The organism is Luteimonas terrae (genome assembly GCF_004358165.1).
Classification (GTDB): domain Bacteria; phylum Pseudomonadota; class Gammaproteobacteria; order Xanthomonadales; family Xanthomonadaceae; genus Luteimonas; species Luteimonas terrae.
Genome location: NZ_SMTG01000004.1, coordinates 330,391 through 344,486, shown reverse-complemented (window position 1 = coordinate 344,486; position 14,096 = coordinate 330,391). Strand labels below are relative to the sequence as shown.

Here is a 14,096-nt window from a genome sequence, read left to right as displayed (position 1 = left end):
GCAGTGTCTCCGAATGTGAGTCGGGTGCCGCGCTCGCACAGCGGCGATATCTCACTTTCGATCGAACGGAACGCGCGCTCAAGATGGGAGAGACCCTAGGTGCGGCCCCGACACGCGGCTGAAAGCGCGCTCCACGCGGTCTTTGCCGCATGCATGCAGCACGGCTCGCCGCATTCATCGTCGACACGAGGCGGCGATGCGCCTCACCCGTCGTGCAGCCTTGCGACGACGTGATCTCACGAACGGCGCGGCAACAGATCTCAGAACGCGCCCCGCAGCTCCAGTTCGACGCTCCGCGGCTCGCCGAGATAGACCATCTGCGTGCCGAGTGCATGCTGCACGTACACGCGGTCGGCAAGGTTGCGGCCGCGCAAGGTCATCGTCAGCGCGTCCGTCGGCCGCCAGCGCAGGTGCGCGCCCCACAGCGCGTAGCCGGCGGTCTCGCGCGTGTTGGCAGTGTCGGCGGCACGTGCCGCCACCGCGCGCAGGTCGGTGCCGATCGACCAGCGTGGTGACAGGGTGTAGTCGACCCACAGGTTGCCGACGCGCGCCGGCGTGTTCGCCGGGCGGTTGCCCGCGCGCGAGACCGGCACGCCGCCGACGGTCTCCACGAACTCGTCGAGCCTGGCGTCCACCCAGCCGACGTTGGCCTGCAGACGCAGCGCATCGAGGGGCCTGACGTCGAGCGACGCCTCCACGCCGCGCGCCGACTGTCGACCGACCGGCAGTGTCTGTCCCGGGTTGGCCGGATCGGCGATGGCGAGGTTGTCGCGCACGATGCGGTACGCCGCGAGCGTCGCGCTGCCACGGCCGCCCGCGAAATCGAACTTGCTGCCCGCTTCCACCTGTCGGCCGCGACTGAGGTCGAAGTCGCGCAGCGTCGAGAAGCCGGCGGTCGACAGGATGCCTGCGGGCGGATCGGCCGCAGTACTGGCCTGTACGTAGACGTTCGCGTCGGGACGGATCGCGGCCGTCAGGCCGATGCGGCCGGTGGTCGAGGTGTAGTCGCGCGCCCAGCGCGCGGGACTGGCGGCCGTGGCCGCGCGGTGGTTGGTGACGTCGAGTGCGAGGCGTTCGTGGCGCACGCCGGTCATCAGCGCGAAGTGCGCGCCGAAGCGGGTGAGGTTTTCCGCCGACAACGCGACCGTGCGCAGCCGGTTGGTCGCGCCCGGCACGTGTGCCGGCGACGTGCCGGGAATGTCGAAGAACGACCCGGGCGCGTGCGCGTCGACCGGCACCAGATCGACCTCGCCGCCGATCGATTGCGGGAACCGCGTCTGCCGGTTGTGGCTCAGTTCCAGCCCCGCGGCCCACTGCGTCGGCAGGCCTGCAAGCGTGCCCGCGCGCAGCCAGTCGGTCCGATTGCCGGTCACCTGTTGATCGTGCCGCTGCTGCAGCGCGCCGGACCGTGCGATCCCGCCGCGCGCAGCGTCCCAGCGGTAGACCTCCACGTTGCGGTAATCGCGCAGTGCGTCGTAGTGGTAGAGCGTGTTGCGCACCTGCCCGCGCGCGCCGCCGTCCCATTCGAGCAGCGAGCGTGCCCACGTCACGTCCTGCCCGTAAAAGCCATCGCCGACGTTGTAGTTGCGGCCGATGCTGCCCGGCAGCGCGACCAGACGCCCGGCGCCGGTCTCGACGGCAGGCGAGCCCCAGTACACGCGTGCGTTGTCCTCGTGCTGGTACTCGATCGCGAGCGTGTGCGTCAGCGTGGGTGCGAGCCGCGAGACCAGCGAGGCGGCGACCGTCAGCGCCTCGCGACGTTCGGCGTCGACCCAACCGCGGCGTGCGCTGTGGGCGATGTCGAGTCGCAAGGCCTGTGCCGGCACGGCGCCACCGGTTCGACGATTGAAGCCGCCCGCGAACACGCGGCTGCCGTGCGAGCCGGCGCTCGCCATTGCTGCGGACGTGTCGGCGTCGAAGTCCGCGACGCGCGTGACGTAATTGATCGAACCGCCGACCGCACCCGCGCCGTACAGGAAACTCGAAGGACCGCCGATCGCCTCGACACGCTCGTAGATCCAGGTATCGACCGGGCGCGCGGCGATCGAGGCGTACTTCACGTCGATCCCGTTGAACAGCTGGGTGATCTGCGCGCCGGAAAAGCCGCGCCAGGTGACGGTGTTGCCGTGGCCCGGTGGCGAGGCGACGACCAGGCCGGGAATCGCCGACAGCGCCTCCTGTGTGGTGCGTACGCTGCGCGCATCGAGCGTGTCGCGGTCCACCCGGAACACCGATGCGGGCGTCTCGAGCGCACTGACATCGAGGCGGGATGCACCCGTCGCGGTGCGATCCAGGGTGGACCGCGTGGCGCGAACCTCGATGCGGTCGAGCGTCGTTGCGGCATCGGGGTCTGATGTCTGTGCATGCACCGCAGCGATCGGCGCGTGCAGAAGGATGCTCGCGACCGCCAGCGTCAGGGCGTGCGGGCGGAGCGATGGAGTTCGGGCCGCGCGAGGTGCGGCCGCATGCGGTGGGAGCGCGCACGCGCACGCGGATGCGCGCCTGGCGCGCGGGAAAAGACGGATCGACATTCGATATGTCCATGTGCGAAGCGCGACGGCAAGGCCGCACGCGCCGGCGTGCGTCGCGCAAGCGCGGCGATCACGCGAACGGGAGATCCGATCCGCGGATCGGAATGGCAGGACAGCCCGGCGATCCGGGCGCGCACATCAAGCCGCGAGCGGTGGACCGCGCGAGCCGAGTCCGCAGGGATGCCATCCCCGCGCGCGCACCGCAACACGCAAAGCGCGATGCTGCGTTGCAGGCTGCATCAACGACCAGGCCAGCCACAGCACTGCGATCAGCGCCGTCGCGAGCAACGGGCAGTAAGCGCAGTCGGGCATGTCGCCGTGATCTATCGGCGCAGGCCGCGGCGTATCCGCCAGGTCGAAGGGATCGACCATGGCGATCGACTTCTCGCTGCCGGTCGTGCACATCTCCATCAGGATCGTGCGCGGACCCGTTTCATGCGAACTCGCCAGGCGTCCGATCGACGGCAACAACGCGAGCAGCAGCACGGCTGTCAGCGACAGCCATGCAAACAAGTTTCCCGATCGTCTGCCCCCGAGCATCACCGCAGTCTAGCGGCGCCCGCGCATAGCCCGACGCGTCACGGGCGCGACCCTTTGTCGCAGGCGCAGTGCGCTACGCGACTTCGCGCGCCATCAGTCGGCCTGCGACCACGCGAAGGTGAGCGTGCCTGAAGGCATGCAGACCGCAAGCGGTGTCCGTGGCTCGATGCGATACGTGGCGCGCGTGGAGAAGCAGGTCGCGTGGACGCAGACCACCGCGGCATCTCCCACGCGACCTGTGATCGCCCGGTGCGTGGAGGAGAACTGGAGGAAGCCGGCGCCCCGCACGGCGTCGACGAGCTGTTCTAGCGTTGCGTCGACCGGCAGCACGCAGGTCAGCTCCAACGGGCCGAGCTGGTCGTCCGCCGAACAGACGGCCTCGCGGTAGACCGTGAAGGTGCGCGTTTCCATGGCCGATGCGGGCTCCGGGCCGATGTCAGAACGCCGGGATCACCGCATCCTTGTACTTGCCCTGGATGAAGCTGCGCACGTCTTCGCTGGTCAGTGCGGCGATGAGCTTCTGCACGCGCGGGTCGTTCTGCTTGTCGGGGCGGCCGACCAGGAAGTTCACGTAGGGCGAGTCCTTGCCTTCGATCGCCAGCGCATCCTTGCCCGGGTCGAGGCCGGCGTCGAGCGCGTAGTTGGTGTTGATCAGGGCCAGGTCGACCTGGTCGAGTACGCGCGGCAGCATCGCGGCGTCGAGTTCGCGGAACTTGAGGTTCCTGGGGTTCGCGGTGATGTCACGCAGCGTGGCGAGTGCGTCGGTCGGATCCTTCAGCGTGATCACGCCGCTGTGGTGCAGCAGGATCAGCGCCCGGCTGTTGTTGCTCGGGTCGTTGGGAATCACCACGTCCGCGCCGTCGGGCACGGCGTCGAGCGAGGTGTAGCGACGCGAGTACGCGCCGAAGGGTTCGATGTGCACGCCGGCCAGCGTGGTCAGGTCGGTGCCGCGGTCGCGGTTGTAGGCGTCGAGGTAGGGCTCGGTCTGGAAATAGTTGACGTCGATCTGGCCCTGCGCGACCTGGTCGTTGGGCTGCACGTAGTCGTTGAAGATGCGTACCTGCAGGTCGACACCGTCCTTGGCCAGCAGCGGCTTCACCACTTCGAGGATTTCGGCGTGCGGCACCGCGGTCGCGGCGATGGTGAGGCGCTCGCCGTTCGCGTTGCCGCCGGAACCACCGCAGGCGGCGAGGGTGGACAGCAGCAGGGCGGCAGCGGCGAAGCGGGGCAGCAGGGCCATGGACGTTCCGGTGAAGCGAGGGGGCCGGCCAGTATCGGCGCTCACGCGTGCGGATCGAGTGCGGGGGTGGAAATCAGTGTGTGGTGGGGCGGAAACCCGCTCCTTCCCCCGCGCGCGGGGGAAGGCCGGGATGGGGGCAACCTTCCGATCGGTGGATGCGCGATTTCGAGCGATGCCGTCCGCCTCGCTCAGCGACAGGAAGGTCTGGCCGTTCGCCCCCCACCCAACCCTCCCCCGCCTCGCGGGGGAGGGCTTCGAAGCGCTATCGCCGCGTAAACCGCGCCACCAGCCGGTCCCCGACCATCTGCAGCACCTGCACCATCACCAGCAGTGCCACGACGGTCACCACCGCGACATCGGTGCGCGAGCGCAGGTAGCCGTCGCGATACGCCAGATCGCCGAGGCCGCCCGAACCGATCGCGCCGCCCATCGCGGTGAAGCCGACCAGTGCGATCGTCGTCACCGTGGCGCCGGCGATCAGGCCCGGCAGCGCTTCGGGCAGCAGCACGCGCATCACCAGCTGGCGCGTGGTTGCGCCCATCGCGAGGCTGGCTTCGACCACGCCGCGGTCGATCTCGCGCAAGGCGGTCTCGACCAGGCGCGCATAGAACGGCGCCGCGCCGACGACCAGCGGCAGGATCGCGCCGCGCACGCCGAGCGAGGTGCCCATCGCCTTCAGCGTCACCGGGATCAGCACGATCATCAGGATGATGAAGGGCACCGAGCGCAGCAGGTTCACCACCAGCGACAGGCCCCCGTACAACGCCGGACGCGCGTGCAGCTGGCGCGGCCCGGTGAGATAGAGCAGCACACCGAGCGGCAGGCCGATCAAGAGCGTCAGCGGCAGCGAGCCGGCGAGCATCAGCAGCGTGTCGACGGTCGCCTGACCGATCTCGACCCACTTGCCGGCGTCCACGTTGGGCAGCAGTGGTGTGCTCATCGGGCGATCTCCTCGACGTGCACGCCGGCGTCGGCGAAGCGCTGCGCCGCGGTGTCGAAGTGGTCACCGGTCACCGCCAGCGTCAGCTGGCCGTAGGGCAGGCGTTTGATGCGGTCGATGCGGCCCGAGAGGATGGTGTAGTCGATGCCGGTCTCGCGCGACACGCGCCCGAGCAGCGGCTGCCACGTCGCCTCGCCGGTGAAGGTCAGCCGCAGCAGGCGGCCTTCGACGTGGGCGATGTCGTCGTGCTGAGCGGCTTCGTCGACGTCGTCGGACTCGGCGACGAAGCGGCGCGTCGTCGCGTGCTGCGGATGCAGGAACACCTCGCTCACCGGGCCGCTTTCCACCAGATGCCCGGCGTCGAGCACCGCGACGCGGTCGCAGACGCGGCGCACCACGTCCATTTCGTGGGTGATCAGCACGATGGTCAGGCCCAGCTCGCGATTGATGCCGTCGAGCAGCTGCAGCACCGAGGCCGTCGTCTGCGGGTCGAGCGCGCTCGTCGCTTCGTCGCACAGCAGGATCTTCGGTTCGGTCGCCAGCGCACGGGCCACGCCGACGCGCTGCTTCTGCCCGCCGGACAGCTGCGCGGGATACTTGTCGCGATGCGCTTCCAGACCCACGCGCACCAGCAGTTCCTGTGCACGTGCATGGGCTTTCGCCTTCGACACACCCGCCAGCCGCAGCGGAAACGCGATGTTGTCGATGACCGTCTTGGCGGACAGCAGATTGAAATGCTGGAAGATCATGCCCACGCGCCGCCGCAGCGCCCGCAGGCCGTCGCCGTCGAGCGTATCCAGGCGCTGGCCGTCGACGGTCAGCACGCCACCACTCGGCGTCTCCAGTCCGTTGATCAGCCGCAGCAGGGTCGATTTGCCCGCGCCCGAATGACCGACGATGCCGAACACCTCGCCGGCCCGGATCTCCAGATCGAGCGGATGCAGTGCCACGGCCTCGCGGCCGGCAGCGGAATAGGACTTGTGGACGCCTTCGAAACGGATCACGGGTACGGGCCGCAACATGGGCCGCGCAGCCTAGCAGGACGCGGTGGCGGCACCGTTGCGCGGGTGCGGTTTCAGCGTCCCGGCGCCGGTGTTCCGGCACGGCGGACCGCGCCGTCGGGCGCGGGACGGTATCATCGCGGCCCCGGGTCTCCCACCGATCGCACAGGACTTATGCACGTGGCCGTGAATCAGGAACAGCTGGACAGGATCAAGTCGGGCCAGGGCTTCATCGCCGCCCTCGACCAGAGCGGCGGCAGCACGCCCAAGGCGCTCAAGCTCTACGGCATCGAAGAGAACGAGTACGCGAATGACGCGGAAATGTTCGGCCTGGTGCACAAGATGCGCACCCGCATCGTCACCAGCCCCGCCTTCAGCGGCGAGCGCGTGTTCGGCGCGATCCTGTTCGAGCGCACGCTCGACGACACGTTCGAAGGCCAGGGCGCCGCCGAATACCTGTGGCAGACCAAGGGCGTCGTGCCGTTCCTGAAGATCGACAAGGGTCTGGAGGACGAGGCCAACGGCGTGCAGCTGCTCAAGCCGATTCCGGGCCTGTCGGAGCTGCTGGCGCGCGCGAAGGCGAAGGGCGTGTTCGGGACCAAGGAACGCTCGGTCATCAAGCAGAACAACGCCGACGGCATCGCCGCGGTGCTCGACCAGCAGTTCGAACTCGGCCAGCAGGTACTCGACGCGGGCCTGGTGCCGATCATCGAACCGGAAGTCGACATCAACGCCGCCGACAAGGCCGACATCGAGACCACGCTCAAGCAGGGCCTGCTGGAGCGTCTGGACAAGGTGGCGCCGTCGACGCCGGTGATCCTCAAGCTCACGCTGCCGGAAGTCGACGGCTTCTTCCAGGAGTTGGTCGAGCATCCGAGCGTGCTGAAGGTCGTCGCGCTGTCGGGTGGCTACGTCCGCGACGATGCGAATGCACGTCTGGCGAAGAACCCGGGCGTGGTCGCGAGCTTCAGCCGCGCCCTGACCGAGGGCCTGAGCGCGCAGCAGAGCGATGCGGAATTCAATGCGTCGCTCGACAAGGCGATCGAGTCGATCTATCGCGCGTCCGTGGCCTGACCGACGCCGTCGCGGGTGACATCAAGGCCGGCGCAGATGCGCCGGCCTTTTTCATGGGCGATGGGTGATCCGGTGCAAACCGGGAGCACGGGAGCAACGGCGCGGTTCGTGGAATCAGCGCCACGTGAAACCTCCGGCACGTACGCGTGAAAGCTGGATACGCGAACGTTAGAAACCGGTTGTTTCGAAGCCACCGCGTCGTGACAAGTCCTTCGAACACCTAAACGACGCCGCGGAATTGCAGCGAAATACACCGCTGTATGCCGCTGCCGTGCATAGCGTGGACCCGTCAAGACAACGCTTGGAGGACCACCCCATGTCACTCCCGACTTTCGGCACCTATTACATGGTGCGCCGCCCGAAATCCGCCGATCGGACGCAGTCCACGCCGTCCGATGCGCAGACGGATTTCGCACGTCGTCTGGACCGCAAGGCCCGCGGCGGCGACACGCGTCAGCACAGCGTCTCGTTCGAGCAGTCTGGTCACCTGCGTCGCGCCGGGTGACGACTGCGTTCCTGTGAATCGGACAAGGCGTCACGCCTTGTTGCATTGCGCGCTCGCGCGCGCACCGGTCCTTGCTATGGTGCGGGCTTTCTCGTCACCACACAGACCGTCCGATGAAAGCCGCACTCGTTCTGCTTGCGCTCGCACCCACGGCCGCATTCGCGCAATCGAACGCGAGCGCGGACAACGCGCCGCATCGCGGTTGGTCCGTCGGCGTCGCCGTCGCGGCCTCCGACAGTCCATACGTAGGTGAAGGTGCGCGTGTGCTGCCGTTCCCGATCCTCGCCTACGAAGGCGATCGCGTGTTCTTCCGCGGGATTTCCGGTGGCGTGCATCTGCTCGACACAGGCGCGTTCCAGATCGATGCTTTGGTGTCCGCGCGTCTCGACGGCTTCGACATCGACGACCTCGGTGCGTCCGGATTGGCCGCGAACGGACTCGATGCGGCGCGGCTGGATGACCGCGATCATGGTTTGGACGTCGGCGCGGGCGTCGCCTGGTCGGGTACGTGGGGTCGCGTGCGCCTGCAGGCACTGACGGACGTCAGCGATGCGAGCGGCGGTCACGAGTTCGGCGCCGAGTACACCTACATGCTGCGCAGCGGTGCGTGGCTGTGGATGCCCAGCGTCGGCGTGCGCTGGATGTCGGACGACCTGACGAATTACTACTTCGGCACACTGGACGCCGAGGTCGCACGCGGGGTGCCGCGTTACACGCCCGGCGCCGCCGTCGTCCCCTCGCTGGGCATCACCGCGGCGCGGCCGCTGGGCGAGCGCTGGAACTTCATCGGAGGCGCGACCTGGCGCGTGCTGCCCGATGCACTCACCGACAGTCCCCTGCTCGAGCGTGGCGCCAATGGCATGCCGTCGATCTTCGGCGGCGTGAGTTACCGCTTCTGACCGGGTCAGCGCCGTCTCAGGGCGACGCGTCGTCCGGCGCAGCGCGACCGGCCTGCGCCTGCGTCACGAAGGCTTCGAAGACCGCCAGCGTTTCCGGGCTTACATGGTGTTCGATGCCTTCCGCATCGCGACGTGCGATGTCGGACGGCACGCCCAGCGCGACGAGGAAGGCTTCCACCGTCTGATGGCGTGCACGGCTTGCCCGCGCAAGGGCCTCGCCGGCATCGGTCAGGAACGCGCCGCGGTAGGGCTTCTGCAGCACCAGACCGTCGCGGACCAGCCGCTGCAACATGCGCGCGACCGTGGGCTGGGCCACGCCCAGGCGCTCCGCGATGTCGACCTGGCGCGCCTCGCCGCCATCGGCGATGAGGTCGGAGATCAGCTCGACGTAGTCCTCGACCAGTTCCGAGCGTCGCGCCTCGCGCACTTGGCGGAAGCTCTCGACGTGCACGCTGGCGGCGGGCAGGGCGGTCTCGGCAGGGGGCTTGGATCGGGACATGGCGGCGTGGATGCGGCGACGTGCGCATTGTCGCGCATGCGCGCGCGGCTCTGCCCGCTCCAGTGAGACGTTCGTGCCGATGGAATGCGGGCGGTTTCATCGCGCGCCGGCGCGATGCCCTCCCCCGCACGCGGGGGAGGGTTGGGTGGGGGCGAACGGTCCGCTGGCGGCATCACCGCTCTCATACGGACATGACCGTGAGATCGCGCTCGATGGATTGGACTTGATGCGGATGGTGCGCCCCCATCCCAGCCTTCCCCCGCAAACGGGGGAAGGAGCAGATCACGGCGCGCCCAGACCCGGTCGCGATCGACGGGCATCGACCCGTCGCGCGCCTCAACGCTTGCGGTTGAGGAAGGTCAGCACCGCGCCGCAGACGATGCCGATGAACAGCCCCAGCGCGAGCCACTGCAGGATCGAGAGCTCGTTCACGACGCGCTGCCCGGCAGGGCCTGCACCTGCGCCGGACGGCCGCGCGAATCCAGCGCGATCATCACGAAGCGGCCGCGCGTGCACAGCTCGCGGTCGCCGCTGAGCAGGTCCTCGGCGATCAGTTCCACTTCCACCTGCATCGAGGTGCGACCCACCTCGACCACGCGCGCGATCGTTTCGACCAGTTGGCCCTGCTTGATCGGCAACTTGAAGTCGACCTGCTCCGAGCGCGCGGTCACCACCGTGCGGCGCGAATAGCGCGACGCGGCGATGAACGCGGCCTTGTCCATCCACGCCAGCGCGGTACCGCCGAACAGCGTGCCCAGGTGGTTGGTGTGGTCGGGGAACACGATCTCGAGCATGCGTGCTTCGGTCGTGGGGGCGTGGTCGATGGGCGGTGTCATGGCAACCTGCGTGATGGCGCGTTCCGTGGACCGCGCCCGTGTGGCGTGCCAGTTTAAGCGACGCGCGCAGGTCGATCAGGCCGGCGAGCGCGAAGGCGGCTGGTATCTCGAACCCGCGCCGAAGTCCGTGCAGCCCTGTCGCGATCTGACCGGCGCCGCCCCCGCTTTGCGACGCGCTGGTTCTAACGCGCGTGTCGAGTTGCGGCCCGTCGCGCGCTGAGGCGCACCGGGCGAGGGTCAATCATGGCGCATTCAGATCGGGCGTCTTCAGCACAGGATCGAGACGGTAAAAAGCGACGTCTGCTGAACGGCATTTCGCGCCAAGGGATTTCCCCAGTACTGCGTCGCGCGACGGACGCGCAACATTGGCGGGAGCGCCGGTCGCTGGCGCCGGACACCCTTCCAGCACGTCAGGCGAGGTAAGCCAATGTCTATCGGTCTTCCGTTCGATCTCCCATCGTGGGACCAGATCAAGAGTGCAGCGGGCCAGATCCGCGACGTCGCACTGGACGGCGTGAATGCCACCAACGATTTCCTGCGCAACCCCATCGATGGACGCAGCGGGCCGAGCCTGGTGCATGCGGGCGACGGGCAGCCCTGGATCCCGCAGGGCCAGGGGTACGACGCGACCCGCAACGAAGTGCTGACCAGCTACAACGACGGCGGCGAGCGCGTACTGCTCTCGGTGCAGGACGCCGAGATCGGCGGCGCTGCGCAGAACGAGCGTTCGGTGTACCTGGGCGGTACCGATACGGGAAACCCGTCTGCGGGCGGCCCCACCAAGGCGGGCGGCGTGGCCGTCCATGGCGATTACGTCTATGTCGCCGACGGCGGCGAAGTGTATGTCTACGACCGCGCCGACATCGACGCAGCGGTCACGGCTAACGAAGTGCCGGCCACGGTGCCCACGCCTAACCTCGATGCCGGCGAGCCGGTCATCGGCCTCGACGGCGAACCCGTGTTCGAGCCCTACGTCACGCCCGACACGCCGGTGCAGGCGATTGCGAAGATCGACATTGCGGAAGGCAGCACACCCTTCGGTGCGAGCTACGTCACCGTCCACAACGGGGAGCTCTACATCGGCCAGTTCACCCAGGATCCGCTCGACCCCGCATCGTTCAACAGCGATTTCCCCACGCATGACGCCGAACTGCGGCGTTACACGATCGACGACGATACCGGGCTGTTCAATCCCGGGGATTTTGAATCGATCGCCGCGCCCCACAATGCGCAGGGCGCGGCGGTGACCGACACCGGGGTGTTGTTCTCCACGTCCTACGGGTCAGTGCCGGTGCTGGCGACGGCGCAGCTCGTGTTCCAGCCGACGATCGACACTGCGACCCGGTTCGAGACCGACGGCAACGCGGTGGTGGCCGCCGAGCTTCCGTACTACGGGGAAGAGCTCAACCTGATCAACGGCGAACTCTGGGTCACGCACGAGAGTGGTGCGGACAAGTACCGCGACAAGACCGAGCCGCTCGAGGAGATCCAGATCTATTCGCTGGATGACCTGCGCATCCCGCGTGAGGATCTCGTCGGCGGCGGTTGATCGGAACCCGCGCCGCGGACTGACGCCGTGGCGCAGCCCGTTCCGCAGGCGGTGGGCGTCGCGGGCGCCCGCGCCACACGTTCCTAGAGGTGTTGCGCGACTGCGCCGGCGATCTGCGGCGGGGTTTGGAAACCCGGCAGGCGGGCGGCTTCGCTGCCGTCCTTGAACAGCGCCAGCGTCGGCGTCTGACGCAGACCGAGGCCGCGGAAGAAGTCCTCGCCGACGATCTCCATCTTCACCTTCAGCAGCGCCACGCCTTCGGAGGCGGGATCGGCGGCGAACTTGGCCAGCGACATGTCGAGCATCTTGCAGCCCGGACAATCGTCCTTGTAGTAGTCGACGAGCAGGCGCGGATGCGCGGCGAGGGCCGCGGCGTAGTCGTCAGGCGTGGAGGCGTGGAGTGTCTGCATGGGGGGCAATCTCGATCTGTTGTGAAGCTACGGCAAGTATGTGGTCGGTCCAGCGTTGGATCTTGGTGGCGTCGTGTTCGCCGTGCGGCATCTGCTCGATCTCCAGCCGCGGATACCGCGTACCGAAGAACGCGGCCATGCGCCGGGCCGCACCGCAGTAGTTCTCTTCGCCCCACTGCGTCTCGCCGGTGCCGAACACCGCGACGCGCTCCGGCTTTCCGACCGCGGCGACGAGGTCCTCGATGAAGCGCTTCATCTCCGGCGGCGTGCGCCCGGCGTTGATGCTCCAGCTGCCGAGCACGTAGAGATCATGCGCGGCGCCTTCGGGGCAGGCTTTCGCGAGCGTCTGGATGTCGGCATCGATCCAGGTGACGGCATGGCCCTGTTCTTCGCACCGCGCATGGATCGCACGCGCGACATCGCGGGTGTTGCCGCTGAGCGATGTGTGGGCGAGGAGGATGCGCAAGGGTCAGATCCGGCTTTCGATAATACAAGCTCAAGTGGCGACGGGCGTTCCGCAAACAACGGCTACGACCCCGGCTCGCGAGAAATTTGACCTGCCCATTTTTTCAGCTACGCCTTTGATGCCGATATCTTAGGTGTTGCATCAATCACGAGGACGTTTTCCGCATCCTCAATTTTAAGTCGCTTCATAATCTTTTTGACTTTTGCGATCTCGGCCGGCGTGTAGCATAAAATAACGGAAATATCATTGATTGATTTTGATGCCTCTTTGTATATCGAGGCTTGGTTTATCAGATTTCTTTCAAGCGAAGTCGAGCTTCCAAGTTTGAACTCAACAATTGTTGAATCGCGTTGACCGAAAGAGATCTTGTAGTCTGCTGGGCCGCGCCCGTTGTTAACTTCAGAATTGACATCGTACGGAGAGGAAAACCAAGTTAGTCGAAATATTCTCTGGATCGATTCTTCTTGGGCTATCGGATTTCCATTCTTGTAGAAAATTCTATAGCCGTCATTCTTCTCTATGACCTCTTTGAGGAACTTTGCTCGCGCTAAGGCCTCAGAGTAGCTGGTCGTCGGAGTCGTGTAGAAGTCACTTCCGTCAAAAAGCGCGCTAGTGAGCTTCCCGATCGTATCTATAATCTCGATCCTAAGCTTCTGTACCTTCTCGGCAGAAATTGCAGTCGCGACGCCTCGATTGTTTTCTTGGTGCCGAATGTAGTGATCGATGATCTCTGGGAATCTTTCAACGGTTTTATCGATCGCGTACTCAATATCCGCCCGTCTCGGATCTGCGGGCAACTTCGAAGAAAAGAATTCATTGATTGACGAGCGTAAAGATAAATTATCCAGCGAGCTCGCAATTGACCTGAACTGCGCAACAAAGCTTGAGTGAGAGATGAATGACTCATCTTTACTCAAAATATCCAAGGGTGTCAGAACGATAAAATCTCCGCTGTCTCCGTCCTTGTAAAAATAAGGAAGGTTGAAACTGCGCGGTCGCCAGATTCTCAGGCTCTTGTCGTACGAACATCTAACGCTGAACCGGCCAATCTGTTCTGGTCTGAGGTTTTCTTCAGCGAATCGCTGCGTGTACTCAAGCAAGTACTCAAGAGCTAAGTTTGCGGTAAAGTCGCTGATGAAGTCTCGCCCAATTCCTGAGCCTACCAGTGTCAGCTTTTCGATGTGAGCTGATTCGAGGATATCTTCCTCGCCGAAGTTTCTATAGAAGCCGCGAAACGCTTTTATCAGATCACGAGCAAACTTTGACCCCAATCCGCGCCCATTATTTCCCCATTTGCATACGCCGAGCCAATTCTGTTTGACTTCTGGAAACTTAAACAGACTTTCGTTAGGCGGGTCTTGAGAGAGGGCTAGGTTCTTGAGTTCAAGCAAGTGGCCCACAATTCTGTCATGAAGTTGTTTGTACTCGGGCCGCTCTGAAGCAAACAATAAGAAAGGATCGATGAAAAGTGGCAGATCTGCCTCAAGGCAAATGTCTAAAGCGCCGAAATTTTGTAAAGACTGCGAGCTGACGTGAAAATAGTCGGTAAAAAACAGTTGAGGATTGATTGATCTGTCCACTGACCATGCTCCGCTGTTCGTTCCAA

The 14,096-nt window shown here is 65.8% G+C and carries 15 protein-coding genes; 4 read left to right on the top strand and 11 right to left on the bottom strand.

Features of this window, described 5'->3' with window-relative positions; genetic code table 11:
- Positions 1 to 260: 260 nt before the first annotated feature.
- The 6 genes from E2F49_RS10780 to E2F49_RS10755 form a co-directional block, all read right to left on the bottom strand.
- On the bottom strand, positions 261 to 2,369 hold the full coding sequence (locus E2F49_RS10780) for a TonB-dependent receptor (RefSeq protein ID WP_243713572.1): 2,109 nt from the start codon (positions 2,367 to 2,369) through the stop codon (positions 261 to 263).
- 300 nt (positions 2,370 to 2,669) lie between these two features.
- The gene (locus E2F49_RS10775) at positions 2,670 to 3,071 is read right to left on the bottom strand and encodes a DUF2946 family protein (protein ID WP_133393881.1); all 402 of its coding nucleotides are present in this window, start codon (positions 3,069 to 3,071) and stop codon (positions 2,670 to 2,672) included.
- A gap of 93 nt (positions 3,072 to 3,164) precedes the next feature.
- A complete protein-coding gene (locus tag E2F49_RS10770; protein ID WP_055251077.1) occupies positions 3,165 to 3,482 on the bottom strand; it encodes a hypothetical protein in 318 nt (105 codons plus the stop codon).
- Between the two features lie 25 nt (positions 3,483 to 3,507).
- Entirely contained in the window at positions 3,508 to 4,311 is an 804-nt protein-coding gene (locus tag E2F49_RS10765) for a MetQ/NlpA family ABC transporter substrate-binding protein (RefSeq protein ID WP_133393880.1), read from the bottom strand.
- A gap of 262 nt (positions 4,312 to 4,573) precedes the next feature.
- Positions 4,574 to 5,251 carry a methionine ABC transporter permease gene (locus E2F49_RS10760; protein WP_133393879.1) on the bottom strand — a complete coding sequence of 226 codons (678 nt, stop codon included), beginning with the start codon at positions 5,249 to 5,251 and terminating at the stop codon, positions 4,574 to 4,576.
- Positions 5,248 to 6,255, bottom strand: a complete 1,008-nt coding sequence (locus E2F49_RS10755) for a methionine ABC transporter ATP-binding protein (RefSeq protein ID WP_133394116.1) — start codon at positions 6,253 to 6,255, stop codon at positions 5,248 to 5,250. Before E2F49_RS10755 ends, E2F49_RS10760 begins: the two co-directional genes overlap by 4 nt.
- Positions 6,256 to 6,432: 177 nt before the next feature.
- Here E2F49_RS10755 and E2F49_RS10750 point away from each other — a divergent pair, with 177 nt between their 5' ends.
- The 3 genes from E2F49_RS10750 to E2F49_RS10740 all read left to right on the top strand — a co-directional run bounded on the left by E2F49_RS10750 (position 6,433) and on the right by E2F49_RS10740 (position 8,730).
- Entirely contained in the window at positions 6,433 to 7,326 is an 894-nt protein-coding gene (locus tag E2F49_RS10750) for a fructose bisphosphate aldolase (protein ID WP_133393878.1), read from the top strand.
- 316 nt (positions 7,327 to 7,642) lie between these two features.
- Positions 7,643 to 7,831, top strand: a complete 189-nt coding sequence (locus tag E2F49_RS10745; RefSeq protein ID WP_133393877.1) for a hypothetical protein — start codon at positions 7,643 to 7,645, stop codon at positions 7,829 to 7,831.
- Positions 7,832 to 7,944: 113 nt separating this feature from the next.
- Positions 7,945 to 8,730, top strand: coding sequence for a MipA/OmpV family protein (locus tag E2F49_RS10740; protein ID WP_133393876.1), 786 nt, complete (start codon positions 7,945 to 7,947; stop codon positions 8,728 to 8,730).
- Between the two features lie 16 nt (positions 8,731 to 8,746).
- Here E2F49_RS10740 and mntR read toward each other — a convergent pair whose 3' ends face one another.
- On the bottom strand, positions 8,747 to 9,229 hold the full coding sequence (mntR, locus tag E2F49_RS10735) for a manganese-binding transcriptional regulator MntR (protein ID WP_133393875.1): 483 nt from the start codon (positions 9,227 to 9,229) through the stop codon (positions 8,747 to 8,749).
- A 428-nt stretch (positions 9,230 to 9,657) separates the two neighbouring features.
- A complete protein-coding gene (locus E2F49_RS10730) occupies positions 9,658 to 10,065 on the bottom strand; it encodes an acyl-CoA thioesterase (protein WP_133393874.1) in 408 nt (135 codons plus the stop codon).
- A gap of 427 nt (positions 10,066 to 10,492) precedes the next feature.
- Here E2F49_RS10730 and E2F49_RS10725 point away from each other — a divergent pair, with 427 nt between their 5' ends.
- Positions 10,493 to 11,614 (top strand): hypothetical protein, encoded by a 1,122-nt coding sequence (locus E2F49_RS10725; RefSeq protein WP_133393873.1) that lies wholly within the window; start codon positions 10,493 to 10,495, stop codon positions 11,612 to 11,614.
- 83 nt (positions 11,615 to 11,697) lie between these two features.
- On the opposite strand, the gene E2F49_RS10720 is transcribed toward E2F49_RS10725, so the two are convergent.
- From E2F49_RS10720 to E2F49_RS10710, 3 genes are all read right to left on the bottom strand, one after another.
- Positions 11,698 to 12,024, bottom strand: a complete 327-nt coding sequence (locus E2F49_RS10720) for a thioredoxin family protein (protein ID WP_133393872.1) — start codon at positions 12,022 to 12,024, stop codon at positions 11,698 to 11,700.
- Positions 11,996 to 12,490, bottom strand: a complete 495-nt coding sequence (locus E2F49_RS10715) for a flavodoxin (protein WP_133393871.1) — start codon at positions 12,488 to 12,490, stop codon at positions 11,996 to 11,998. The genes E2F49_RS10720 and E2F49_RS10715 overlap by 29 nt, the downstream gene beginning before the upstream one ends.
- A gap of 107 nt (positions 12,491 to 12,597) precedes the next feature.
- Positions 12,598 to 14,070, bottom strand: a complete 1,473-nt coding sequence (locus tag E2F49_RS10710) for a hypothetical protein (RefSeq protein ID WP_208004855.1) — start codon at positions 14,068 to 14,070, stop codon at positions 12,598 to 12,600.
- Between the last annotated feature and the right edge of the window lie 26 nt (positions 14,071 to 14,096).